Origin of the sequence: Limnohabitans sp. 63ED37-2, assembly GCF_001412535.1 — a bacterium.
Lineage (GTDB): Bacteria > Pseudomonadota > Gammaproteobacteria > Burkholderiales > Burkholderiaceae_C > Limnohabitans_A.
This window is the reverse complement of the sequence record NZ_CP011774.1, coordinates 3,288,050-3,312,615: the sequence shown is the minus strand read 5'-3', so window position 1 is coordinate 3,312,615 and position 24,566 is coordinate 3,288,050. Positions and strand designations below refer to the sequence as shown.

Here is a 24,566-nt window from a genome sequence, read left to right as displayed (position 1 = left end):
TCAATGTGTATGAATTTATAAAATCATACACATCACATGCGAAAAAGTCCAAATTTCGTCTCGGGAATCGGCGCATTCAGTGATGCGCTCAAGCCCAGCGCCAGCACGCGGCGGGTGTCGGCCGGGTCGATGATGCCGTCGTCCCAGATGCGGGCGGTGGCGTAGTAAGGGTGGCCCTGGTCTTCGTATTGCTGCTTGATCGGGGCCTTGAAGGCCTCTTCTTCTTCCATGCTCCACTGGCCGCCCTTGCCCTCGATGCCGTCGCGTTTGACGGTGGCCAAGACGCTGGCCGCTTGCTCGCCGCCCATGACACTGATGCGGGCGTTGGGCCACATCCACAAAAAGCGGGGGCTGTAGGCGCGGCCACACATGCCGTAGTTGCCTGCGCCAAAGCTGCCGCCGATGATGATGGTGAACTTGGGAACAGCTGCGGTGGCCACGGCCGTGACCATCTTGGCACCGTTGCGGGCGATGCCTTCGTTTTCGTATTTACGGCCGACCATGAAGCCGGTGATGTTCTGCAAAAACACCAGCGGGATCTTGCGCTGGCAGCACAGCTCGATGAAGTGCGCACCTTTGAGCGCCGACTCGCTGAACAAAATGCCGTTGTTGGCAATGATGCCCACCGGCATGCCCTCGATGCGGGCGAAGCCACAAATCAAGGTGGTGCCAAAGCGCGATTTGAATTCGTCGAACTCGGAGCCATCGACAATGCGGGCGATGATTTCGCGCACGTCAAAAGGCTTGCGGGTGTCGGTCGGGATCACGCCATACAACTCTTGCGCGTCGAACTTCGGGGGCACGGGCGCGTGTGTGGTGATGTTGGGGGCCTTTTGCGCGTTCAGGTTTTTCACGGCCTGACGCGCCAGCGCCAGCGCGTGCACATCGTTTTGCGCCAAGTGATCGGCCACGCCACTCAGGCGCGTGTGCACATCGCCACCGCCCAAATCTTCGGCACTCACCACCTCGCCCGTGGCAGCTTTGACCAGCGGTGGGCCGCCCAAGAAGATGGTGCCCTGGTTCTTGACGATGATGGTCTCGTCACTCATGGCGGGCACATACGCACCGCCCGCCGTACACGAGCCCATGACGACGGCGATCTGCGCAATGCCTTGCGCGCTCATGTTGGCCTGGTTGAAGAAGATGCGGCCGAAGTGGTCGCGATCAGGAAAGACCTCGTCCTGGTTGGGCAGGTTGGCGCCGCCCGAGTCCACCAGATAAATACAAGGCAGGTGGTTTTGCTGCGCAATCTCTTGTGCACGCAAATGCTTTTTCACCGTCATCGGGTAATAAGTGCCGCCCTTCACCGTGGCGTCGTTGCACACGATCATGCAGTCCACCCCGCTCACGCGGCCAATGCCCACGATCACGCCCGAGCTGGGCGCGTCGTTGTTGTACATGTTGAGCGCAGCCAGTGGTGCGACTTCGAGGAAAGGTGTGCCGGGGTCGAGCAGCATCTGCACGCGGTCACGCGGCAGCAACTTGCCCCGGGCGGTGTGCTTGGCGCGGGCGGCTTCGCCACCACCTTGGGCCACACGCTCCAGGTGGGCACGCAGGTCATCGACCAGGCCACGCATGGCGGCAGCGTTGTGCTGAAAATCGGCAGAACGCGGGTTCAGTTGGGAATGCAAAACGGTCATGGTGATTCCTAGAAGCGGGCACCCCGGGGCAAAGCCCTGGGTGCGTCAAGGGTGTGATGCCTGCCAGCTTAAAGGCAGCAAGGCCTGTGCGGGGTGTCAAATGGGTTGCAAATCGTGCCACATTCGATGCCACAATGGACACCGCCATGCCCCAGACCAGCCGCCCCCTCCCCAGCCCCGACAGCCACGGCCGGGCCGAGACGCCCATGGCCTTTGTTCGGGCGATTGCCAGCGCCTACACCCAGCGTGGCCTGGACCCTTGGCCAACACTGAGTGCGGCACAAATTGCGCCAAAACAATTTCAACAAACGGCCTCACGCATCACCGCTTTGCAAATGGAATGGCTCTCGGCCACCGCCATGCGCGAACTGGACGACGAAGCGTTGGGCTGGTTTCGCCGCCGCCTGCCCTGGGGCAGCTACGGCATGCTGGTGCGCGCCTCCCTGACCGCGCCCACCTTGGGCGTGGCCCTGAGCCGCTGGTGCCGCCACCACAACCTGTTGACGGACGACATCCGCCTGAACCTGAGCACATCCGAAGGCCTGGCCCACATCGAACTGCACGAAACCCACGACCTGCAAGACCTGCGCGAGTTTTGCACCGTGTCGGTGCTGCGCAATGCGCTGGGTGTGGCCTGCTGGCTGACCGATTCACGCATCCCGCTGAGCGCCACCGCGCTGCACTTTGCGCCGCCGCCCCATGCTGAGCGCTATGGCGTTCTGTTTGATGGCCCCTGCCAATTCAAGGCCCCGCACAGCCGCCTGAGCTTTGATGCGGGCTACTTGCAGCTGCCCCTGCGCCGCGACGAAGCCGCACTGCAAAGCATGCTGCAACGCGCCCTGCTGCTCACGGTGCGACCTTACCGACGCGACCGACTACTGGTCGAAAAAGTGCGCCAAACCCTGGCCGAACACCCCGAACACAGCCGCAACGCCGACGACTTGGCCGCCTGGCTCAACCTCTCGCCCCGAACCCTGCATCGACAACTCAAAGAAGAAGGTGCCAGCCTGCAACAACTCAAAGACAGCGTGCGCCGCGAGATGGCCGCCGATTTGCTCCTGCGCACGCAGCGCCCCATCAAACAGATTGCGGCCGAGGTGGGTTTTCAGAACGAGAAGAGTTTCATGCGGGCCTTCAAAGGCTGGACCGGCCGAACGCCCGAAGAATTCAGGCTGGCCAAGCCCACTTAAAAGGCATCTGCCGATGCCGGATTCACGCCAGCCGCAAGTCGTGCATGCCGGTGAACACCCGCTGCGCGCCTGCCTGCAAAAGCGGAGCATGCTGAGCGGGCGGCGCGGCATAAGCCCACACCGTGGCCCCGGCAGCCACGCCCGCCGTGATGCCCACGGTGGTGTCTTCGACCACCAAGCAACGCGCCGGGTCCACTTGCAAATGCGCAGCGGCGGCCAGGTACACATCGGGGTGCGGCTTGCTGCGCGGCATCTCGTGGCCACTGAAAATGCGGCCTTCAAAAAAGTGGATCAGGCCCACTTGCTTGAGCATCATCTCGACCTTGAAACGGTCTGCGCCCGAAGCCACAGCGATGCGGCCCTGGCAATGGTCATGCAAATGCGCCACCGCGTCGTGCACGCCGTCGATGGCGGTGATGCTTTGGGTCAAACGCTCGTTGCGCCGGGCATAAAACTGTTCCAGCCACGCATCGGTGAGTGGCTGACCGGTGTGCGCCTCGATGGTGCTGCGCTGGCTTTTGACGGTGTGGCCCACAAAGCGCTGCATGCACTCGACCAGCGTCATGCACCAGCCCTGTTCTTCAAACATGTCGCGCAGCACGCCGCAGGTGATGGCTTCGCTGTCCACCAGCACGCCGTCGCAATCGAACAAAATGGCTTCAAAGTTCATGCGGTTGATCATAAAGCCATCGCGTCAAGGCACACTACAGACCTTCAGCCACTGCCCACACACCATGCCAGCCCTGCTTCGCATTCACCACGCGGCCATCATCTGTTCTGATTACGCCCGCGCCAAACACTTCTACACCCAGCTGCTGGGCCTGCGTGTTGTGGCCGAAAACTTCCGGGCTGCTCGCCAATCCTGGAAGCTGGATTTGGCCCTGCCCGATGGTGGCCAAGTCGAGGTGTTTTCGTTTGAGGGGGCGCCGCCACGCCCCAGTTATCCCGAAGCGCGAGGCTTGCGCCACTTGGCCTTTGCGGTGAACGATGTGCAGGCCTGGGTCACGCACCTGCAAGCCCAAGGGATCGCGGTCGAGGACGTCCGCACTGATGAGTACACGGGCCAACGCTTTGTGTTTTTGGCCGACCCGGATGGCTTGCCGCTGGAGCTGTACGAGGTGCCCGCTCAGAGCACGTCGCCGTCCACGTAAAACCACCGCCCGCCTTCGCACACAAAGCGGCTGCGTTCGTGCTGGCGCACCGCTTTGCCGCCGATCCGAAAACGTGCCACAAATTCGACCTCCGCGGTGTCAGCCCCGGTGACGCGGTGGTGTTTGATCTCCAAGCCCAACCACTTGCCACCTGTTTCGAGCGTCAGCTCGGCAGGGCGCTGGCTGCTGTGCCAAGTGCTCAGCAAATAGGACACATTGCCCAGAGCAAAAGCGCTGTAGCGCGAGCGCATCAGGCGCTCAGCATCGGGGGCCGCCTGGCCTCCGTGCAGCGGGCCACAGCAATCGTCCAAGGCCTGCACCTGACCTTTGGGACCGGTGCGACCACAGGGGCATGGCACCGCCATCAAGCGCCTTTGCGCGCTGCGCTTTCGGCCTTGTGTTGTTCCATGGTCACGATGGGTGCCGCTGCTTTTTTCCAGGCCGCAAAACCGCCGTCGATGTGGGCCACATTGATCATGCCCATGTCTTGCAGTGTTTTGGTGGCCAAGGCGCTGCGCCAGCCTGCACCGCAAAACAGGATGAACTGTTTGCTCTCGTCCGCGAACACGGGCTTGAAGTAGGGCGAGGCCGGGTCCACCCAAAATTCGAGCATGCCGCGAGGCGCGAGCAAAGCGCCGGGCAAGGTGCCTTCGCGCTCGAGCTCACGGGGGTCGCGGATGTCCACGATTTGCACGGTCGGGTCGGCCAGGCGCGCTTGCACCTCGGCCACGCTGTGCGTGGTGACCTGGGCCATGGCCTCGTCGACGAGGGCTTGAAAACCTTTGGTGATGGGCATGTGTGTCTCCTTGATCAAATTTCATTTGCGCCAAAAGCCGGGGGTGAGGATGACCAGGAAGGACAAGATTTCCAAACGCCCCAACAACATGGCCAGTGTACAAATCCACAATTGCGTGGCTGACAAACTGGCATAGTTGCCTGAAGGTCCGACTTCATTCAAGCCCGGTCCCATGTTGTTCACACTGGCCACCACGGCACTGAAGGCCGTCTCAAAAGGCATATCCGTCAACAAGAGCAGCAATGTCAAAACGATGATGGTGCCCCCATACATGAGCATGAACCCGAGCACAGAAAAAATGGTGCGGTTGTCTACCGGATGACCCGCCAAAGTCACGGGCTGAACGGCGCGAGGGTGAATGATGGCCCGCATTTCACGGCGTGCCTGTTTGATCAAAATCACCAGGCGCGCCATTTTGATGCCCGCGCCCGTGGAGCCTGCGCTGGTGGCAATACCGGACAAAATGAGCATCACAATGGGCGCAAAAACGGGCCACTGGGTGTAATCCACCGTGGCATAACCCGTGGTGGAACCAATCGAGATGACGTTGAAAAGACTCATTCGGATGATGTCAGCCAGGTCGGCAGGGTGGCCTTTGAACCACAGCAAAGCGGCGATCAGCAAACTGACGCCGACCAGCAGCCCAATGGATGCCCGCCATTCAGGATCACGCAACACTTTCAAAGGCTGGCGTTTGACCAAGGCGACAAAATACAAAGCGAAATTGCAACTGGCCAAAAGCATGAATACGATGGCGATCCATTCAAGTGTGGGCGAGTTAAAAAACCCAAAACTCGCATCGTGTGTGGACAAGCCGCCCAAGCTGAGTGTAGTGAACATGTGCGCCCAGGCATCCAGCCAAGTCATGCCGCCCCAGCGGTAGGCCAGCAAACACGCCACCGAAAGCAGGCAATACACCGTCCACAATCCTTTGGCGGTTTCGGTGATGCGAGGCGTGAGCTTACTGTCTTTCATAGGACCAGTGGCTTCTGCGCGAAACAACTGGCTACCGCCCACACCCAGCATGGGCAAAATAGCCACGGCCAAAACCAAAATGCCCATACCCCCCAACCACTGCAAAAAACAGCGCCACAGGTTGATCGATGGGGGCAAATGGTCCAAGCCCACAATCACGGTTGAGCCGGTGGTGGTGAGCGCCGACATGGCTTCGAAATACGCACCTGAAAAGCTCAATGGTTGAGGCGTCTGGGCAAAGTGCAAAAGAAAAGGCAGGCACGCGATCAAGGGCAACAAGGTCCAAACCAAGCCAACCAACAAAATGCCATCTCGCGACTTCAGCTCATCGGCTCGCACGCCGCGCCGCCCCAGCAAAAGCAAAGCCAGTCCGACCAGCACACACACACCCATGGTGATGGCATAGGCGCTGGTCGCACCATCGTCCAAGACCATCGACAGGGTCAGTGGCACCAGCAAGGTCAGCACAAAAACCAAAACGATCTTGCCCAGCACAGGGGCGACACGGTAAACAAGCATGATCAGCCAAAAAAGGTCGCGCCGACCTGAAAAAGCTTTTCCACCGCACGCACATCGCGCTTGTTGGGAATGAACAAGACGATGTGGTCATTGGCTTCGATCAGGGTGTCGTGGTGCGGCATGAGCACTTCAGATTTTTTACCCTCGCCGCGCACAATAGCCCCCATGCTCACGCCTTGCGGCAGCTTGATTTCTTCAACGCGGCGCCCGACCAATTTGGAGGTCTTGTGGTCGCCACGCGCGATGCCCTCCAAGGCCTCGGCCGCCCCCCGGCGCAGGCTGTGGACTGCCGCCACATCGCCCCGTCGCAAATGCGCCAACAGCTCGCCGATCACGGTTTGCGCGGGCGAGATCGCGATGTCGATCGTGCTGCCTTGCATCATGTCGGCATAAGCGCGGCGGTTGATCAGGGCCATGACACGCCGCGCGCCCATGCGTTTGGCCAGCATGGCCGACATGATGTTGTCCTCGTCGTCGCTGGTCAGCGCCAAAAACAAGTCCATCTCGCCCACGTTTTCTTCTTGCAGCAAGTCTTCGTCAGCGCCGTCGCCATTCAGGATGAGCATGCTCGATGGCAACTGGCTGGCCAGGTATTCGCAGCGCTTTTTGTCACGCTCGATCAGCTTCACGTCGTATTGGTCCGCCAGAATGCGCGCCAGGCGCAAACCTACTTTGCCGCCACCAGCCAGCATCAGGCGTTGTACGGGCTTGTCGGTTTTGTGGATGCCGCCCAACACGATGGGGATCTGGCGCGTATCGGCCAGCACAAAGACCTCGTCGCCTGGCAGGATGCGGGTCTCTGGCAAGGCGTCCACCAGCGCATCTTGCCGGTACAGGGCCACCACGCGCATCTCGGCATCTGGCAAGCGGCCGCGAAATTCGGCAATGGTGTGGTTGACCAGCAAGCTGTCGGCCGCCGCACGCACCACGATCAGGCTCACGCGGCCTTCGGCAAATTCGAGCACCTGCAAGGCCTCGGGGTACTGGATCAGCTGTTCGATGTATCGCGTCACCGACTCTTCGGGGCAAATCACATGGTCCACCGCAAAACCTGACTTGCCCAGCAAGGCGTCGCCCTCGTTGAACTCGGGCGAACGCAAACGGGCGATGGTGGTGGGCACATTGAACACATCGTGGGCGATCTTGCAAACCACCAAATTGGCCTCATCGGCGGGCGCACAAGCGATCAACATGTCGGCATCTTGTGCCCCGGCCTCATGCAAAACCGAAGGCTGAATGCCGTTGCCCACCACACCGCGCAAGTCCAGGCGCTCTTGCAAAAGGCGCAATCGCTCGGGGTCTTGGTCGATGACAGTGATGTCGTTTTGCTCGGAAACCAAGCTTTCAGCAACGCTTTCGCCCACACGGCCCGCGCCCAGGATGATGATGTTCATGGGCCGCGATGATACGTGAAGGGCCAGCGTCAACTGGTCATTCGTACGATCAAAGCCCGCGCTGGATGATGATTTTCTGCACGTCGCTGGTGCCTTCGTAAATCTGGCACACACGCACATCGCGGTAAATGCGCTCGACCGGAAAGTCGCTCACATAACCGTAGCCACCCAGGGTCTGGATGGCCGCAGAACACACTTTTTCCGCCGCTTCGCTGGCAAACAGCTTGGCCATGGCGGCTTCTTTCAGGCAAGGGCGGCCCGCGTCGCGCAAGCTGGCTGCGTGCCAAATCAGCTGGCGCGCCGCCTCCAGCTGCGTAGCGCAGTCGGCCAAACGGAAACCCACCGCCTGGTGGTTGAAGATGGACGTGCCAAAACTCTCGCGCTGCTTGGCGTAGTCGATGGCCACATCGAGTGCACTGCGGGCCATGCCCAGGCTTTGTGCGGCGATGCCGATGCGCCCGCCCTCCAAAGACGACAGGGCGATTTTGTAACCCTCGCCCTCTTGGCCGATCAGGTTCTCGGCGGGGATGCGGCAGTTGTCAAAATTGATCTGCGCGGTGTCGCTGCTGTGCTGGCCCAGCTTGTCTTCGAGGCGCGCCACCACATAACCCGGGGTGCTGGTGGGCACCAAAAAGGCGCTCAAGCCTTTCTTGCCCGCACCCTTGTCGGTCACGGCAATCACCACCGCCACATCGCCGTGTTGGCCGCTGGTGATGAACTGCTTGACGCCATTGATCACGTACTCGTCACCGTCTTTCACGGCCGTGGTGCGCAGGGCCGACGCGTCCGAGCCCACATGCGGCTCGGTCAGGCAAAACGCACCCAGCATCTGACCCTGAGCCAGCGGCGTGAGCCACTGCGCTTTTTGCGCGGCGTTGCCGTACATCATCAAGATGGCATTCACAGGGCAGTTGGTCACGCTGATGGTGGTGCTGACGCCGCCGTCACCGGCTGCGATTTCTTCAAGCACCAGCGCCAGCGTCACATAGTCCAGGCCCGCACCGCCCAGCTCTTCGGGAACACAAATGCCGTACGCACCCAGCTCGGCCAGGCCCTTGTGCGCTTCTTTGGGAAAGTGGTGCTTCTTGTCCCACTCGGCGGCATGGGGCCACAGCTCGCGCTGGGCAAAGTCACGCACGGCGTCACGGATCATTTCCTGGTCGGGGGTCAGCAGCATGTCGGTCTTTCAGAGTCGGTTCACCAGGGCAGCGTGCTGCCATCGTGGTTCAAAAATGCGCCCCGGTATTTCGGGTCGCGTTGTTCAAGGACATGGTTCAGCGTCTGGCGCAGGCTGCTCGCGCTTTGCTCGGGTGTCAGCGGTGCAGCCGCACCGCCCATGTCGGTCTGCACCCAGCCGGGGTGGATGGCCAGCACGGTGATGTCTGGCTGCTCCGCCTGGGTGCAACGCACCACCATGTTGAGCGCGGCCTTGCTCACGCGGTAGAGCGCGGCGTTACCGCTCGTGGTCTCTTGTTGGCTGCCCATGATGGAGCTGATGCAGGCTATGACGCCTTGCGCTTCTTGCACCATGGGCACGATCTGAGGAATAACCTGCATGGCGCCCATCACGTTGGTGTGCATGACCGCGTCAAAGCTGTCTCGGGTCGGCGGCGTGCTGGCGCTGGCGCGGTCCATCGCACCCGCCACGTAAATGGCGAGATCGATCTTCTCGCCGTCGAGTTGCCAAGACAGGCCCGAGTTGCTGGCCGGATTGGCCACATCGAGCCGCAAGGTTTGTGCGCCCAGCGCCTTAAGCCGTGCCACCCCCTCGTCCGACCGGGCGGTGGCGATCACGCGAGCGCCGTGGTCGATGAACTGGCGTGCCAGTTCAAAACCAATACCGCGCGATGCGCCGATGAGCAGGACCGTTGGCATCCGTCAGACCAGCTCTAGGGCCACCGCCGTGCCTTCGCCGCCGCCAATGCACAAAGTGGCCAGGCCTTTTTTGAGGCCACGGGCCTTGAGCGCATGGATCAATGTGACCATGATGCGTGCACCAGACGCGCCAATCGGGTGGCCCAGCGCGCAAGCACCGCCATTCACGTTGACCTTGTCGTGCGGCACGTTCAGCTCTTTCATGAGCGCCATGGGCACCACGGCAAAAGCCTCGTTGACTTCCCACAGGTCGACGTCTTCGACCTTCCAGCCCGCTTTGGCCAGCGCCTTTTGGGTTGCGCCCACTGGGGCAGTGGCAAACCACTCGGGCTCTTGCGCGTGGGTGGCGTGGCTCACGATGCGGGCCAGCGGTTTGCAGCCGAGCTTGGCGGCGGTGCTCTCGCGCATCAGCACCATGGCGGCCGCACCGTCGTTGATGGACGAGCTGCTGGCGGCGGTGATGGTGCCGTCCTTCTTGAAGGCGGGCTTGAGCGATGTGATCTTGTCGAGTTTGACTTTTCCGGGGCCTTCGTCGATGGACACCACGCGCTCGCCGCTGCGGTCTTTCACCGTCACGGGCGTGATCTCGGTGGCAAAGGCGCCCGACTCGGTCGCGGCCTTGGCGCGCTGCACGCTGGTGGTGGCAAAGTGGTCTTGCTCGGCTCGGGTGAAGCTGTACTTGGCAGCGCAGTCTTCGCCAAAGGTGCCCATGCTGCGGCCGGGCTCGTAAGCGTCTTCCAGACCGTCGAGCATCATGTGGTCAAAGATGCGGTCGTGGCCCATGCGGTAGCCGCTGCGACCTTTGAGCATGAGGTAAGGCGCATTGGTCATGCTTTCCATGCCGCCCGCCACCAGCACATCATGCGTACCGGCCACCAGCATGTCGTGCGCGAACATGGCCGCACGCATGCCCGAGCCACACATTTTGGACAAGGTGACCGCGCCTGCACTTTTGGGCAAACCGCCTTTGAAGCCCGCCTGACGTGCTGGCGCCTGACCTTGGCCCGCCATCAGGCAGTTGCCAAACAGCACTTCGGTGACCAGCTCGGGGCTGATGCCAGCGCGCTCAATAGCAGCCTTGATAGCAGCACCACCCAGGTCGTGGGCGGCCAGTGCAGAAAAGTCGCCCTGAAAGCTGCCCATGGGGGTGCGGGCAGCGCTGACGATGACGATGGGATCGTGTGACATGGAGAAGCCTTTCAAGGATGTGTGTGTTTGTGGATGTCGGCAAGGATGAGGTGCTCGCCAGTTTCTTCTTCGGCAATGCGGCGGATGTAGGCCACGAAGTCGGGGTCTTCACCGCGCAACAAGAGCGGCAAGGCCAAACGGAAATCGTCGCGCCTGCACCACTCGCGCATGTAGTCGTCCCAGGAGTTCCAGCGCCGCTGTTCGGTGGCGCTCATGGTTTCGCGATAAGCAATCAGGTAGGCCCGCTCGAACAAGGCGATCAGCATGTCGAAGATGGTCATCATGCGTTCGCGCTGCTCGGGTGTGGGATCGTGCAAGGCCTGCGTGGTGCGCAGCTGCAAATCGGCGTGGTCCAGCACCACTTTCAAAAAATCGTTGTAAGCGTCTGAGAGGTGCTGGTAGGCCTCTTCTTCTTCATTCTCTCGCTCCTTGCGCTGCTCCAGCCAGAACACCCAGACAGCATAGGGCAGACCGAAGACGGTCACCGCATAACTGCCCAACTCCAGAAGTTCTGCCAAGCTCATGTTCAGACCGAGCTCATTCGCCCCGGGGGTAACGCTTGAAGGCGCTGCGGAACACGTCCACCACTTCGTGCGCACCGCTCATGCTCACACCGAGGTCCTTGGCCAGCCCGTCTTTGATGCCATAACACCAGCCATGGACGCTGAGTTTTTGGCCCCGCGCCCAAGCGTCCTGCACCACATTGGTCAGGGCCACGTTGCCCACCTGTTCGATCACGTTCATCTCGCACAAGGCGTCTTCCTGCGCCAGCACGGGCAGGTGGTCCAAGCGGCGGCGGTGGCGCACCTTGACGTCGTGCACATGGCGCAGCCAGTTGTCAGCCAAGCCCACACGCAGGCCCCGCAGCGTGGCCAGAACACCACCACAACCGTAATGCCCCACGACCATGATGTGCTCGACCTTGAGGGCGTCGACCGCGTACTGGATGACCGACAGGGCGTTCAGGTCCGAGTGCACCACCACATTGGCCACGTTACGGTGAACGAACACCTCACCCGGCTCCAGTCCAGTGATCTGGTTGGCGGGCACGCGGCTGTCGGAGCAGCCGATCCACAGGTATTTGGGGGTTTGCTGATTGGCCAGGCGGGTGAAAAACGCCGGGTCGTCGCGCACCATGCGCGCGGACCATTGGCGGTTGTTGTCGAGAAGGTTTTGCAGTGAGGAAGTCATGGCGTAATTGTCACCGGCATTTGCAAGAAGCGGGCAGGCTTGGCTGGCCTCAGCAAGTTTCTGCAAACAACTCGCGGCCGATCAGCATGCGACGGATCTCGCTGGTGCCCGCGCCGATCTCGTACAACTTTGCGTCACGCCACAAGCGGCCCAGCGGATATTCGTTGATGTAGCCGTTGCCACCAAAAATCTGCACGCCTTCGCCCGCCATCCAGGTGGCTTTTTCGGCGGTCCACAAGATGACGCTGGCGCAGTCCTTGCGCACTTGGCGAACATGCTCGGCGCCCAGCAGGTCGAGGTTCTTGGCCACGGTGTAGGCGAACGAGCGACCCGCCTGCAGCACGGTATACATGTCGGCCACTTTGCCCTGGATCAGCTGGAACTCGCCGATGCTCTGGCCAAACTGCTTGCGGTCGTGGATGTAGGGGATCACGTTGTCCATGACGGCCTGCATGATGCCCAGCGGGCCGCCTGTGAGCACAGCACGCTCGTAGTCCAGGCCGCTCATCAGCACCTTGGCACCGTTGTTCAGACCACCCAGGATGTTTTCAGCGGGCACTTCCACGTTGTTGAACACCAGCTCGCCCGTGTGGCTGCCGCGCATGCCCAGCTTGTCGAGCTTTTGCGCAATGCTGAAACCCTTCATGCCTTTTTCGATCAGGAAGGCCGTCACACCGCGTGCGCCCAGCTCGGGCTCGCTCTTGGCGTACACCACGAGGGTGTCGGCGTCCGGGCCGTTGGTGATCCACATCTTGGAGCCGTTGAGCAGGTAGTAACCGCCCTTGTCTTCGGCCTTGAGCTTCATGCTCAGCACGTCCGAGCCCGCGCCGGGTTCGGACATGGCCAAGGCGCCGACATGCTCGCCGCTGATGAGTTTGGGCAGGTATTTGGCGCGCTGCTCGGGGGTGCCGTTGCGCTTGATCTGGTTGACGCACAGGTTGGAGTGCGCGCCGTAGCTCAGGCCCACGGAGGCGCTGGCACGGGAGATTTCTTCCATCGCAATCATGTGCGCCAGATAGCCCATGTTCGCGCCGCCATATTCCTCGCCCACGGTGATGCCCAGCACGCCCAGATCGCCCATCTTGCGCCACAGATCCATCGGAAACTGGTCGTTGCGATCGATCTCAGCAGCACGGGGCGCGATTTCGGCTTGGGCAAAGTCGCGCACCGCGTCGCGCAGGGCGTCGATGTCTTCACCGAGTTGGAAATTCAGGCCGGGCAAGTTGTTCATGGTTTCTCCGTTGAGCGTTGTTTGTTCAGTTGCGGTGGTTTTCACGCTGAACGCTGAACGCCCAACGCTGAACAACCCACTAGTAAGTTTTGGGCACAGGCACCAGGGTCGACTGCATCACAGCACAGTCCGAGCGTTGGCCGCTGTCGTTGATGTGTACCACTTCGGCGCTGGTCACGATGATGCGTTTGCCCGCTTTGGTGACACGGCCGGTGGCGTGAATCTCGCCGCCTTGAAAGTTGGAGAGGAAGTTGATCTTGTATTCCACGGTGGTGACCTCCATGCCTTCGGGCGACACGGTCAAAGCCGCGTAACCGGCGGCGATGTCCGCCAGTGCGCCAATGGCACCGCCGTGAAAGCCCCCTTGCTGCTGCGTCACTTTGTCGCTGTAGGGCACCGCCAGTTCCACCTGCCCGACCGTTGCCGACAAGAGGCGAACACCCAAGTGATTCATCATGCCCTGTCGGGCCAAGCTCAGCGCCACGCGCTCATGGGCTGCACGGTCTTGGGCCGCACCGGCTGCAAGGGTTGACGGGTCTGAAGAGGGGGCAGTGCTCACATCACATCCAGTGCTTGACATCAAACCCAGACTTTAATTGACGTTTACGTCAACGTCAACCAAAACCGGGCCTTGACTTGACCCACCGCCACGCCAAGCTGTCAGGCGCCAGCCCCCACCTTGTTGGCCTTGGTCAGCAAACTGCGGGTTTCCTTTTCGTGGGTTTTGACCTCGTCCAGGGTGGCCTCCAGATCGGCCAGCTGCGACTCCAGTTGCTGGCGGTGTTCGGCCAGCACCACGAGGAATTTCTTGAGCTGCGGCACCGTGTCGCGGGGGCTGTCGTACATGTCGATCAGGTCTTTGGCCTCATTGAGCGACAGGCCCAGTCGCTTGGCCCGCAAGGTGAGTTTGAGGCGGGTGCGGTCGCGCGCCGAGTACACGCGGTTGCGCCCGCCGGGCCCCGAGCGCTCGGGTTCGAGCAGGCCCATGTCTTCGTAAAAGCGAATAGCCCGTGTGGTCAGGTCAAATTCCTGGGCCAGATCGCTGATCGTGTACGTGTTCGCCATGGCGTGGAGTCCCTTGAGCTTGCGCAAGCGGGACAGGCCTGCAAAAAACCCGCCCCTACAATGAAAATTGTCTTTGACGTTGACGTCAACGTCAAACGCCCGAATGCTAACCCAAAGCCCCTGACGCATGTCCACTTTGCCCACAGACCGCGTGATGCCAGCCCCCAGCGCCCGCGTCGACGGCACCCCCTTGCAGTACCCCATGGCGGAGCAACTGCCCCCTGTGGGCGGAGCCATTGAGGTCGCGCCCGGTGTTTTCTGGCTGCGCATGGGCCTGCCCTTTGCGCTCAACCACATCAACCTGTGGCTGCTGCGCGACCGTCTGCCCGACCCCGCCCAGCCGGACGTGCTGCATGAAGGCTGGACCGCCGTGGACTGCGGCATCGACAACCCGGCGACGCGCCAGGCCTGGCAAGACGTGGAGGCGCAGGTGCTGCAGGGCCTGCCCATCTTGCGCGTGCTGGTCACCCACATGCACCCCGACCACATGGGCCTGGCCCACTGGCTGTGCGAGCGCTGGCAAGCGCCGCTGTGGATGAGCACCAGCGAATACCAGTCGGCCCTGCTCGCTTGCAGCGGGATGTCCAATTTTGGCGGTGCGCCCACGGTGGCTTTTTTCAAGTCGCATGGCTGGAACCAAGCCGAAGAACTGGCGCAGGTGCAAGCGCGGGTGGGTTATTACCCCAGCATGGTGCCCCAGATCCCTGGCGCTTATGTGCGCTTGATGGCGGGCATGCAGGTGCGCATCGGCGATCGCCTTTGGCAGTGCATCAGCGGCTATGGCCACTCGCCTGAACACATGGCTTTGCTCGATGCGCAGCAGCAGTTGCTGATCAGCGGTGACATGCTGTTGCCGTCCATTTCTACCAACATCAGCGTCTACGCTATGGAGCCCGATGGCAACCCGCTGCAGTGGTTCCTGGACTCACTGGACAAGATGGCTCAGCTGCCCGACACCACCTTGGTGCTGCCTTCACACGGGCGGCCTTTCCAGGGCGCGGCCACGCGCATTGCGCAACTGAAGGCGCACCACGCCGAGCGCCTGGCCGAGCTGCTGCAAGCTTGCAGCGCGAAAGCGTGCTGCGCCCACGAGCTCTTGCCTGTGCTGTTCAAGCGCCCCCTCGATGTGCACCAGACCACCTTTGCTTTGGGCGAAGCCGTGGCGCACCTGAACCTGCTGTGGCTGTCCGGCCAGATGCGCCGCGAACGCGGGGCCGATGGTGTGATCCGGTTCAGCAACAACTCGGCCTGATGGCAGGCACATCCTGCACTCCTTGTTAAGGCATCCATGAAGCTTTTGTCATCCCGGGCGAAGACCCGGGATCCAGTGCGCTCCACGGCCCTTTGCAATCACCTGGTGCTTGCAATGGATCCCGGCTCAAGGCCGGGATGACAAGGTAAAAACACGAAACCGAAACTTGTGGGGTCTGCAAAGTCAGGTTGACTGCCAAGCTTCAGTCTTCTTTCAGGTCCACCGGGGCTTGGCGCAAGGCTTTGCGGCGCTCGGCGTAGTCGGGCATGACCTCGCCCACGGTTTCCCAAAAGCGCGGGCTGTGGTTCATCTCGCGCAGGTGGGCCAGCTCGTGCACCACCACGTAGTCGATCTGGCTGATCGGCAGGTGGATCAGCCGCCAGTTCAGGCGGATGTGGCCATCGGTGCGGGCACTGCCCCAACGCGTGCTAGCGCTCGACAGGCTGAGCTTTTGCCAACGCACACCCAACAGCGGTGCGAAGTGGTGCAGCCGCGCTTCAAATAAGGTCTTGGCTTGTTTTTTGAGCCAAACCTGGGCCGCGTCGCGCACCTGGGTCACCGAGGCACCGGGTGGCACCGTCACGGGCAGCACCTGCTCGGGTGCTAAGTCTTGCCCATGCACACGCCCCACACCGCGCTCAAGCACACACAGCTGCACTGTGCGCCCCAAAAAAGGCACCTCGGCTCCGTGCCGCCACTCGATGGCTTTTTGAAACTGTTCGGTCTGCCGCTCTTTGAACTGCTGCAGCTTGGCCACAATCCAAGCTGCTTTTTCTTTCACTGCGGCGTCCACCTCGCGCAGCGGCACCCAGCCCGGCGCGCGCACCACCAGACCATCGGCCCCCACCAAAAAACCGATGCTCTTGCGCCGCGAGCGCTCCAACCTGAATGACACCATGACACCCTGCAACTGGGCATGGCGGTTGGCGGCGGGGTGGGTGAAGCCACAAGGGCTGGCGTCAGTTTGGGGCTGGGACCCTTCAACAGCACCCGAGGTCGAGGGTGGCGCGACAGACTGGGCGTCCGTCACGGGAGGCACCCAGACTTTGGGTGGCGATGAAGGAAGGGTTGTGGGCTGCACCGGGTCACCCCCGGTGAAAAAGTCCAGCACAAATTGCAAAGGCGCGCGCATGCTGGCCCCCGCTGAGTTCAATGCCCGGAAGCAGCGATGGTGGCCTGGGGGTGAGGCTCAGGATAAGCCTCAGGATCGAGTCGGTGCATTTCGAACTCGATCCAGGTCTCGACCTCCAGCATCAACTCTTCAGCGCTGCGGCCTTCGCTCGAAATGGCCTGACCAATCGAGATGTCCACCACACCCGGTGTTTTGACAAAAGCCCGTGTGGGCCAGCAACGCGCCGAGGTCACGGCAATCGGGATGACGGGCACACCGGCCGCAATGGCCAAGCGTGCGCCTCCGCTTTTGTACTCGCCTTTTTGGCCACGCGGGATGCGTGTGCCTTCAGGGAACATGATGACCCAAACACCTTCTTGCATGAGGCGGCGGCCTTGCTGCACCACCTTGGCGAAGGCGCGTGAGCGCTGCTTGCGGTCGATGTGGATCATGTCCAAGCGGCCCATGGCCCAGCCAAAGAAAGGCACATACAACAGCTCTTTCTTGAACACATACGCCAGCGGGTGCGGCATGATGACCGGCATCACAAAGGTCTCCCAGGTGGACTGGTGTTTGACCAGCAAGACGGCGGGATCCTTGGTGCCCAGGGGCAGGTTCTCCATGCCCTGGATGCGGTTTTGGATGCCCAAAATCCGGGTGCCGCTGTTGACCGCCAAACGCAACCAGCCTACACAAACCCAATACAAGCGGGTGCTGCTGACAAAGTAAGAAATCAGCACCACAAACAGGGCCCAAGGGATGACGGTGATGGCCATCCACAACACATGGACCAGAGAGCGGATGAAGTTCATACGGCGCTGAAACTCGGTAAAAGCAAATCAGGAAAGGGCTCTGACCGCAGCGGCTTCACCCAGCAGGTGATCCACAAAAGCAGCCAAGTCGGCGTGCACTTGCGTGCCCGCGGGAAATGCGGGGGGCAAAGTCAAGGCCGTCGCATCGGGGTGCCGACCCGTGCGCACCAGGTGCGGCACACAACCCACAGACTCGGCCGCTTGCATGTCACGCAGGCTGTCGCCCACATACGGCACGCCGGTCAAGCTCACACCGTAGCGCTCCTGTATTTGGAAGAGCAAACCGGGCTCGGGCTTGCGGCAAGCACAGCCTTCGTCCGGCGCATGCGGGCAGTAAAAAATCGCGTCGATGCGCCCCCCCACTGCCGACAATGACTTGAGCATGCGGGCATGCACCGCATTGAGGGCGGCCATGTCGAACAAGCCCCGCCCGATACCCGACTGGTTGGTCGCCAGCACCACATGAAAACCTGCGTGACTCAGGCGGCTGATCGCCTCCAGCGAGCCCGGCAAAGGGTGCCACTCCTCAGGTGATTTGACAAACTCGTCACTGGCCCGGTTGATGGTGCCATCGCGGTCCAAGATGACCAGTTTCAGGTGGGTGTTCATGGGCTGGCGGGCTCAGGCGATCAAGCCACCAGACGCGACAAATCGGCCACGCGGTTCATGGCCACATGCAGCGACTTGAGCAGGCCTTGGCGGTTCAGGCGCAGGTCCATTTCTTCGGCGTTGACCATCACGTCGTCAAAGAACGCGTCCACCGGGGCACGCAGCGCAGCCAGGGTTTGCAAGCTGGCGGTGTAATCACCGGCTTTGAACTGCGCCTCGGATTCGGGCAGCAACTTTTGCATGGCGGTGTACAGGCCTTTTTCGGCGTCTTCTTGCAGCAGTGCGGGGTTGACGTGGGCATCGACCTCACCGGCTTTTTTCAGGATGTTGCCGATGCGCTTGTTGGCCGCGGCCAAGGCCGGGCTTTCAGGCAGCGCAGTAAAGGCGCGCACAGCCGACAGGAACTGGTTGACCTGACCCAGACGGGCGGGGCGCAAGGCCATGACGGCATCGACCTCTTGGGCGCTGAAGCCTTGCTCGCGCAGGCTGCCCGACAGACGGTCGTAGATGAAGTCAATCAAGGCATCCGCACCGCCAGAAATCTTGTCGCCGAACACGGGCGTCGACAAGGCCAGCAATTCGGGCAAGCCCAGCGCCACGTCTTTTTCAACCAGCATGCGGACCACGCCCAAAGCGTGACGGCGCAGCGCAAACGGATCTTTGTCGCCCGTGGGCACATTGCCGATCCCGAACATGCCGACCAGGGTTTCCAATTTGTCGGCCAGCGCCACCACCAAGCCGACGTTGTTGCGCGGCAGGTCGTCGCCCGCAAAACGAGGTTTGTAGTGGTCTTCAATGGCCTCGGCCACATCGCTGCTCAAACCATCGTGGCGGGCGTAATAGCCGCCCATGATGCCTTGCAGCTCGGGGAATTCGCCCACCATGTCGGTCAGCAAATCGGTCTTGGCCAAGCGGGCAGCCTGCTCGGCTTGCGCGGCCAGAAGATCGCCGCCCACTTGCTGGCCGATGGCTTTGGCGATGGCGCAAACCCGCGCCATGCGCTCGCCTTGGGTGCCCAGCTTGTTGTGGTAAACCACTTTGGACAGGCCTTCGACACGCGATTCGAGCGTTTTCTTGCGGTCTTGGTCGAAGAAGAATTTGGCATCGGCCAAGCGCGGCCGCACCACGCGCTCGTTGCCACCGATCACCAACGATGCGTCGTCGGGGGTGATGTTGCTCACTACCAAGAAACGGTTCGTCAGCTTGCCCGATGCATCGACCAGGGGGAAGTACTTTTGGTTGGCCTTCATCGTGAGGATCAGGCACTCTTGCGGCACGCCCAAGAACTCGGTCTCGAACTGGCAGGTCAGCACATTGGGGCGCTCAACCAGCGCGGTCACTTCGTCGAGCAAGGCTTCGTCTTCGATGGGCTTCGCACCACCACCCACTTGCGTAGCCGCCGCATTCAGCTGGCGCACGATTTCGGCGCGACGTTCGGCGAAGCTGGCGATCACCGAACCATCGTTCTTCAGCGTCTCAGCGTACTGGTCAGCATGCTGCAACACCACGGGCGAGACTTTGGCCTCAAAGCGGTGGCCTTGGGTGCTGTTGCCTGCCGTCAGGCCCAGCGCCTTGACGGGCACCACGACACTGCCGTGCAGGGCGATCAGGCTGTGCGCAGGGCGTACAAAGTTCACACTGCTCCAACCGGGCAGTTCGCAATCGGTTTCCAACTGGTACTGCATGACTTTGGGGATGGGCAGCTTGGCCAGCGCCTCTTCCAGCGCTTTTTGCAGACCAGCTTGCAGGGACGCGCCTGGAACGACGCTGTCGTAAAACAGCGCTTCGGCCTTGCCATCGGGGGCACGCTTGAGCATGGCCACAGCAGCAGCCGGGTCGCTCACATCAGCACCCAGCGCTTGCAATTTTTTGAGCAGTGCGGGTGTGGCATTGCCCGCTGCGTCCAGGCCCACGGCCACGGGCATCAGCTTTTGCTGCACGGCCTTGTCGGCGGCTTGTGCGGCCACGCCGGTCACATGCGCGGCCAAACGGCGGGGTGATGCAAAAGCGGTCACCGCCGCATCGGCAGCGGCCAGGCCCTGCGCCTTGAGTTGCTCGGCCAGCACGCCCGAGAAAGCCGCACCGAGTTTGTTGAGCGCCTTGGGCGGCAGCTCTTCCACAAACAGTTCAACAAGAAGGTTTTGTGTTGTCATGTCGTTTCTCCCTCACGCGGCTTTCTTGGGCATTTGGGCAACCCATTCACGCGGGGCCATCGGGAAGTCCAGACGTTCGCGGCTCTCGTAATAACTCTGCGCCACGCTGCGGGCCAGATTGCGGATGCGGCCAATGTAGGCAGCGCGCTCGGTCACGCTGATCGCACCACGCGCGTCCAGCAGGTTGAAGGTGTGTGCGGCCTTGAGCACTTGCTCGTAAGCAGGCAGCGCCAGCTGCGCGCCCATCAGGTGCTGGGCCTGCTTTTCGTGTGCGCCAAAAGCGGTGAACAAGAACTCGGCATCGCTGTGCTCGAAGTTGTAGGTTGATTGCTCGACTTCGTTTTGTTTGTACACGTCACCGTAGGTCAAGCCATCGGTCCATTGCAGGTTGTAGACGTTGTCCACGCCTTGCAGGTACATGGCCAAGCGCTCCAGGCCGTAGGTGATCTCACCCGTGATCGGCTTGCAGTCGATGCCGCCCACTTGCTGGAAGTAGGTGAACTGCGTGACTTCCATGCCGTTGAGCCAGACTTCCCAGCCCAAGCCCCATGCGCCGAGTGTTGGGTTCTCCCAGTCGTCTTCGACAAAGCGGATGTCGTTCTTTTTCAGATCAAAACCCAGTGCTTCGAGCGAGCCCAAATACAGCTCTAGGATGTTGCTGGGGGCGGGCTTCAAGACCACCTGGTATTGGTAGTAGTGCTGCAGGCGGTTGGGGTTCTCGCCGTAGCGCCCGTCTTTAGGGCGGCGGCTGGGCTGCACATAAGCGGCTTTCCATGGCTCGGGGCCGATGGCACGCAAAAACGTGGCGGTGTGGCTGGTGCCCGCGCCGACTTCCATGTCGTAGGGCTGGAGCAAGGCGCAGCCCTGGGCATCCCAGTATTGCTGCAGTTTGAGAATGATTTGCTGGAAGGTCAACATGGCCTGAGCAGGCCAGCAGCGAGCTGGCTGGAGTTAGGGATGGGCGCAAGCTTTGCGCGAACCCTTCATTTTACGGCCTTTGCCGCTGCCAAAAAGCCCAAGCCACCACCACACAGCACAGCGCCCACAGAGGGGCCAAACCCCATGCACTGGCCCAGCGGGCAAAGGGTGTGAGGCCATGGCGCCCCTCAAAAGAACCGGTCAGACTGCCCCGGGTAAAACGTGGCAACTGGTGTGTCACGCGCCCCTGGTGGTCAATGATGGCCGTGGCCCCGGTGTTGGTGGCGCGCAGCATGGGTCGGCCCAACTCAATGGCCCTCAGGCGGGAGATGTTCAAGTGCTGGTCCACCGCCAGCGTGTCGCCAAACCAGGCGATGTTGCTCACATTCACCAAGGCCGTGGGCGCGGTGGACGGGTCCTTGAAACGCAGGGCCAGTTCTTCGCCGAACAGGTCTTCGTAACAAACGTTGGGGGCCAAGCGTTGGCCTTGCCAGGCCAAAGAAGGTTGGTCCCACGCGCCCGATTTGAAATCGCCCAAAGGGATTTTCATCATGCGGATGAACCAGGCAAAACCCGGCGGGATGAACTCGCCAAAGGGCACCAGGTGCGATTTGTCGTAGCGGTAGGGCGCTATGCCCTGAGGCCCGAGCGCCACGACCGAGTTGCTGTAGCCCTGGTCCAGGCTGCCCAAAGGCAGGCCCACCAAGGCCATCGGTCGGCCCGGCTCTGAGAAATGCGCCTGCAAGCCGGACCAGTAACCCTGTGGCAAATGGCGCGGCAGCAGGGGGATGGCGGTTTCAGGGGCCACCACCAAAGGCTGCTGGCTGGCGCGCAATTGTTCGTCGTACCACTGCAGCGCATCTCGCACGCCACTGGCGGCCTGGAACTTGTCGGTTTGCGAAATATTGGCCTGCAGCAACTGCACTTGCCCCAAGCCAGCAGAGGTGGTGAACACAGGCCCGAATGCCTGCAAAGCCCAAGTCACGATGCCCACGCCCAGTAAGGACTTGAGCGCCCGCAAGTGCCACCCCACCAACGCCAAGCGCATGGCCAGCCAAGCGGCGACAGCCCCCATGCCGTACACACCGACCCATGGCGCTAAGGCAACCAAAGCGCTGTCCACATGCGCATAGCCCCCGGCCCCCCAAGGAAAACCCGTCAGCCAGCGCCCTCGCATGAGTTCGGCCAAGGTCCATAGCGCGGCGAACAATACGCTAGCCAAACCCGGCCGCCTGCTCACCAAGCCCCGCGCCAGGCTCACCCAAACGGCCGAGGCGGCGGCATAGTACAGCGCCAGCGCCGCTGCCAAGGCCAGCACGGCCAGCACCGCCAAGGGCGCGGGCAAGCCGCCGACATGGTGCATCGACACATACAGCCACCAAAAACACCCGGCCAACCAAGCCGTGGCAAACACACCACCGAACCAAGCCGCCCGCTTGAGAAGTGGGCCCCCACGGTCCTGCGTCAAGCCTGAACGGGCCATGCGCGCCAGCCCAGCGGCCAGCAGCGTCAAACTCAACACCTGCAACCAGCCCTGGGCCTGGCCACTGCCCGGCCAGGCGATGGACGCGGCCTGCGCAGCCCCCGCCAACGCGGGCCAGACGGCCTGCCATCCCCGCTCGCGTGGCGGCATACCCCTCATGGAGCGGTTCCGGGTGCAGGTGAGTTGGCTGTGTTGCTGGGCTGCTCGCTGCCCAACGGTTCGCTGCGAAGGGCAGGCAAGGGGGACACCTTGAACCAGCGCACGGCACCCGCGCGGGTGTGCAAGACCACAAAGCGCAGGCCCGCCAGCTCGAAGTTTTCCCCCCGGTGCGGTACATGGCCCATTTCGTGGGCGATCAAGCCGCCCAATGTGTCGAAATCATGGTCGTCATCGGCTTGACGTGCTTGCCTCAAATCCACCCCAAAGGCCTCGTCCACGCGCTCGATGGCGGTGTCGCCGCTGACCCTGAAACTGCGGTCGGGCAGCCCGAAAATATCACCGGCATCCTCCGCGATGTCGAATTCGTCCTCGATCTCACCCACGATCTGCTCGAGCACATCCTCGATGGTGATCAGCCCAGCCGTGCGGCCATACTCGTCGATCACGATGGCCAGGTGGTTGCGGTTGTCGCGGAACTGGCGCAGCAAATCGTTCAGGCCCTTGCTTTCAGGCACAAACACCGCCGGACGCAACAAGGCGCGGATGTTCAACTCGGGCGCACGCTGCAGTTTGAGCAGGTCTTTGGCCAACAATATGCCGATGATGTTGTCGCGCTCACCCTCGAAGACCGGAAAGCGCGAATGCCCGGTGTCAATCACTTGGTGCAGCAACTCGTCCATGGGGTCTTCGATGTTCAGCAGGTCCATGCGCGGCGCGGCCAGCATCACATCGCTGGCGGTCATATCGGCCATGCGGATCACCCCTTCGAGCATCAAACGGCTCTCGGTGTTGATGATCTGGTTGTCCTCGGCCTCGGCCAAGGTCTCGATCAGTTCATCGGCCGAATCGGGTCCAGGGTGGATGAACTCCGCGAGTTTTTGCAGAAAACTTCGCTTGTCTTCGCGCTCGGCGTGGCGCGCAGGGTAGGGGTCAGACACGGTCTAGGCTGGCAGGACATGCTGTAGTGAATAAACTACTAGGATAGCGGATTTGGATGACAAACCGTCTTTTCAGGGGCCGCGCGAAGTGTGACGGGCATCGCGCACGCCTTGGCGGATCTCTTGCACCGTGGCCAGCCACTGGCGAAACTGGTTCGCCTGCATTTTGAGCTGGTAGTCGAGCTCGGCCATTTGTTCCTGCACCAGCCCGCTGAGCTGGCTGTCCAAAGTGGCTTGCGGCAAAGACAGATAGGCCTCGCTTTCGCTGCCGTCGCGCTGCACCGCGGCCCCAGCGTGGCGCGCGATCTTGAGCATGGCCACGTTCTCGCTCAAGGCGTGGATGAACAACAGGCTCACCCCTTGGTTGCGGGCATGCATCACCGCATGGCCAAACAATTGGGCGCCCAGGCCTTTGCCACGCTGATGGGGCGACACCGACACGCCAAACTCGGCACACGTGGCCCATTGCGGGTCGACCGAATACGCCAAGTGCGCCATGGCCACCAACTCCAAGCGGCGGTTGAAAACCCCAAAGATCTCGTCCCGCGTGAAGTTCAGACCCGCCACATAGCGGTCAATTTGCTCATCGGTGGCGGCGTAACCAAAACGCAGGTAACGGTCTTGTGCGGGCAGGGCGCGCAAATGCCGCGCAATGCGCGGCTTGTGGCGTGGCGACAGCGATCGGATCGGCACCCAATTGGCGCTCTTGCGGGCCACCCCGCCCGAGGAAGACAGCCCCACGTCGGCCACGCCGAACACGCTTTGCCACAGCTGACGAAGCACAAGAGTGAGTCGCTTGGTACGCGGTTCTGAAGGGGTATTCATGATGACACCTAGGGTTAACCCCATTTTGCACCGATTTGCCTGCCCGGGGGTGACACGGGTTTTGTCGCCTTTGAGACCTGCAAGCCCTCAT

General features: G+C 61.7%; 25 protein-coding genes. 3 read left to right on the top strand and 22 right to left on the bottom strand.

Translation table 11 applies throughout. The features are described 5' to 3' along the window. Positions 1-32 precede the first annotated feature (32 nt). A complete protein-coding gene (locus tag L63ED372_RS15810) occupies positions 33-1,640 on the bottom strand; it encodes a carboxyl transferase domain-containing protein (protein ID WP_062407342.1) in 1,608 nt (535 codons plus the stop codon). A gap of 146 nt (positions 1,641-1,786) precedes the next feature. On the opposite strand from L63ED372_RS15810, the gene L63ED372_RS15805 reads away from it, so the two are divergent. Then, entirely contained in the window at positions 1,787-2,830 is a 1,044-nt protein-coding gene (locus tag L63ED372_RS15805) for an AraC family transcriptional regulator (RefSeq protein WP_062408267.1), read from the top strand. A 22-nt stretch (positions 2,831-2,852) separates the two neighbouring features. On the opposite strand, the gene L63ED372_RS15800 is transcribed toward L63ED372_RS15805, so the two are convergent. Beyond that, the gene (locus L63ED372_RS15800) at positions 2,853-3,500 is read right to left on the bottom strand and encodes an HAD family hydrolase (protein ID WP_062408265.1); all 648 of its coding nucleotides are present in this window, start codon (positions 3,498-3,500) and stop codon (positions 2,853-2,855) included. A 64-nt stretch (positions 3,501-3,564) separates the two neighbouring features. Here L63ED372_RS15800 and gloA2 point away from each other — a divergent pair, with 64 nt between their 5' ends. Next, positions 3,565-3,981 carry an SMU1112c/YaeR family gloxylase I-like metalloprotein gene (gene gloA2, locus L63ED372_RS15795; protein WP_062407341.1) on the top strand — a complete coding sequence of 139 codons (417 nt, stop codon included), beginning with the start codon at positions 3,565-3,567 and terminating at the stop codon, positions 3,979-3,981. Here the strand turns inward: gloA2 and L63ED372_RS15790 are convergent. The 12 genes from L63ED372_RS15790 to L63ED372_RS15735 form a co-directional block, all read right to left on the bottom strand. Then, positions 3,957-4,346: a YchJ family protein gene (locus tag L63ED372_RS15790; RefSeq protein WP_062407339.1), complete on the bottom strand. Its 390-nt coding sequence runs from the start codon at positions 4,344-4,346 to the stop codon at positions 3,957-3,959. The two genes, gloA2 and L63ED372_RS15790, sit on opposite strands and share 25 nt — an antisense overlap. Next, a complete protein-coding gene (locus L63ED372_RS15785) occupies positions 4,346-4,777 on the bottom strand; it encodes a rhodanese-like domain-containing protein (RefSeq protein ID WP_062407337.1) in 432 nt (143 codons plus the stop codon). The genes L63ED372_RS15790 and L63ED372_RS15785 overlap by 1 nt, the downstream gene beginning before the upstream one ends. A 21-nt stretch (positions 4,778-4,798) precedes the next feature. Further along, a complete protein-coding gene (locus tag L63ED372_RS15780; RefSeq protein WP_062407335.1) occupies positions 4,799-6,271 on the bottom strand; it encodes a TrkH family potassium uptake protein in 1,473 nt (490 codons plus the stop codon). 2 nt (positions 6,272-6,273) lie between these two features. Further along, complete coding sequence (gene trkA / locus L63ED372_RS15775; protein ID WP_062407333.1) at positions 6,274-7,665, bottom strand: Trk system potassium transporter TrkA; 1,392 nt, start codon at positions 7,663-7,665, stop codon at positions 6,274-6,276. 49 nt (positions 7,666-7,714) lie between these two features. Next, positions 7,715-8,842 carry an acyl-CoA dehydrogenase family protein gene (locus L63ED372_RS15770; protein WP_062407330.1) on the bottom strand — a complete coding sequence of 376 codons (1,128 nt, stop codon included), beginning with the start codon at positions 8,840-8,842 and terminating at the stop codon, positions 7,715-7,717. A 20-nt stretch (positions 8,843-8,862) separates the two neighbouring features. Next, the gene (locus L63ED372_RS15765) at positions 8,863-9,540 is read right to left on the bottom strand and encodes an SDR family oxidoreductase (RefSeq protein WP_062407328.1); all 678 of its coding nucleotides are present in this window, start codon (positions 9,538-9,540) and stop codon (positions 8,863-8,865) included. 3 nt (positions 9,541-9,543) lie between these two features. Beyond that, positions 9,544-10,728, bottom strand: coding sequence for an acetyl-CoA C-acyltransferase (locus tag L63ED372_RS15760; protein ID WP_062407326.1), 1,185 nt, complete (start codon positions 10,726-10,728; stop codon positions 9,544-9,546). An 11-nt stretch (positions 10,729-10,739) separates the two neighbouring features. Further along, positions 10,740-11,252, bottom strand: coding sequence for a hypothetical protein (locus tag L63ED372_RS15755; protein WP_062407324.1), 513 nt, complete (start codon positions 11,250-11,252; stop codon positions 10,740-10,742). A gap of 13 nt (positions 11,253-11,265) precedes the next feature. Then, entirely contained in the window at positions 11,266-11,919 is a 654-nt protein-coding gene (gene can / locus L63ED372_RS15750; protein ID WP_062407322.1) for a carbonate dehydratase, read from the bottom strand. 49 nt (positions 11,920-11,968) lie between these two features. Continuing rightward, positions 11,969-13,150: an isovaleryl-CoA dehydrogenase gene (locus tag L63ED372_RS15745; protein WP_062407320.1), complete on the bottom strand. Its 1,182-nt coding sequence runs from the start codon at positions 13,148-13,150 to the stop codon at positions 11,969-11,971. 79 nt (positions 13,151-13,229) lie between these two features. Beyond that, positions 13,230-13,709, bottom strand: a complete 480-nt coding sequence (locus tag L63ED372_RS15740; RefSeq protein WP_062407318.1) for a PaaI family thioesterase — start codon at positions 13,707-13,709, stop codon at positions 13,230-13,232. Between the two features lie 101 nt (positions 13,710-13,810). Further along, entirely contained in the window at positions 13,811-14,215 is a 405-nt protein-coding gene (locus tag L63ED372_RS15735; RefSeq protein WP_062408263.1) for a MerR family transcriptional regulator, read from the bottom strand. 127 nt (positions 14,216-14,342) lie between these two features. Here L63ED372_RS15735 and L63ED372_RS15730 point away from each other — a divergent pair, with 127 nt between their 5' ends. After that, on the top strand, positions 14,343-15,467 hold the full coding sequence (locus tag L63ED372_RS15730; RefSeq protein ID WP_082431741.1) for an MBL fold metallo-hydrolase: 1,125 nt from the start codon (positions 14,343-14,345) through the stop codon (positions 15,465-15,467). A 202-nt stretch (positions 15,468-15,669) separates the two neighbouring features. On the opposite strand, the gene L63ED372_RS15725 is transcribed toward L63ED372_RS15730, so the two are convergent. The 8 genes from L63ED372_RS15725 to L63ED372_RS15690 form a co-directional block, all read right to left on the bottom strand. Next, the gene (locus L63ED372_RS15725) at positions 15,670-16,599 is read right to left on the bottom strand and encodes a M48 family metallopeptidase (protein ID WP_062407314.1); all 930 of its coding nucleotides are present in this window, start codon (positions 16,597-16,599) and stop codon (positions 15,670-15,672) included. A gap of 17 nt (positions 16,600-16,616) precedes the next feature. Next, positions 16,617-17,390 carry a lysophospholipid acyltransferase family protein gene (locus tag L63ED372_RS15720; RefSeq protein ID WP_062407312.1) on the bottom strand — a complete coding sequence of 258 codons (774 nt, stop codon included), beginning with the start codon at positions 17,388-17,390 and terminating at the stop codon, positions 16,617-16,619. Between the two features lie 27 nt (positions 17,391-17,417). Continuing rightward, positions 17,418-17,999 (bottom strand): D-glycero-beta-D-manno-heptose 1,7-bisphosphate 7-phosphatase, encoded by a 582-nt coding sequence (gene gmhB, locus L63ED372_RS15715; RefSeq protein ID WP_062407310.1) that lies wholly within the window; start codon positions 17,997-17,999, stop codon positions 17,418-17,420. Between the two features lie 20 nt (positions 18,000-18,019). Continuing rightward, positions 18,020-20,152 (bottom strand): glycine--tRNA ligase subunit beta, encoded by a 2,133-nt coding sequence (gene glyS / locus L63ED372_RS15710; protein ID WP_062407307.1) that lies wholly within the window; start codon positions 20,150-20,152, stop codon positions 18,020-18,022. A 12-nt stretch (positions 20,153-20,164) separates the two neighbouring features. Beyond that, a complete protein-coding gene (gene glyQ / locus L63ED372_RS15705; protein WP_062407305.1) occupies positions 20,165-21,070 on the bottom strand; it encodes a glycine--tRNA ligase subunit alpha in 906 nt (301 codons plus the stop codon). Between the two features lie 70 nt (positions 21,071-21,140). Further along, positions 21,141-22,712, bottom strand: a complete 1,572-nt coding sequence (lnt, locus tag L63ED372_RS15700) for an apolipoprotein N-acyltransferase (RefSeq protein ID WP_062407303.1) — start codon at positions 22,710-22,712, stop codon at positions 21,141-21,143. Then, the gene (locus tag L63ED372_RS15695; RefSeq protein ID WP_062407301.1) at positions 22,709-23,650 is read right to left on the bottom strand and encodes an HlyC/CorC family transporter; all 942 of its coding nucleotides are present in this window, start codon (positions 23,648-23,650) and stop codon (positions 22,709-22,711) included. Before L63ED372_RS15695 ends, lnt begins: the two co-directional genes overlap by 4 nt. A 72-nt stretch (positions 23,651-23,722) precedes the next feature. Continuing rightward, a complete protein-coding gene (locus L63ED372_RS15690; protein WP_062407299.1) occupies positions 23,723-24,475 on the bottom strand; it encodes a GNAT family N-acetyltransferase in 753 nt (250 codons plus the stop codon). Positions 24,476-24,566: the final 91 nt, after the last annotated feature.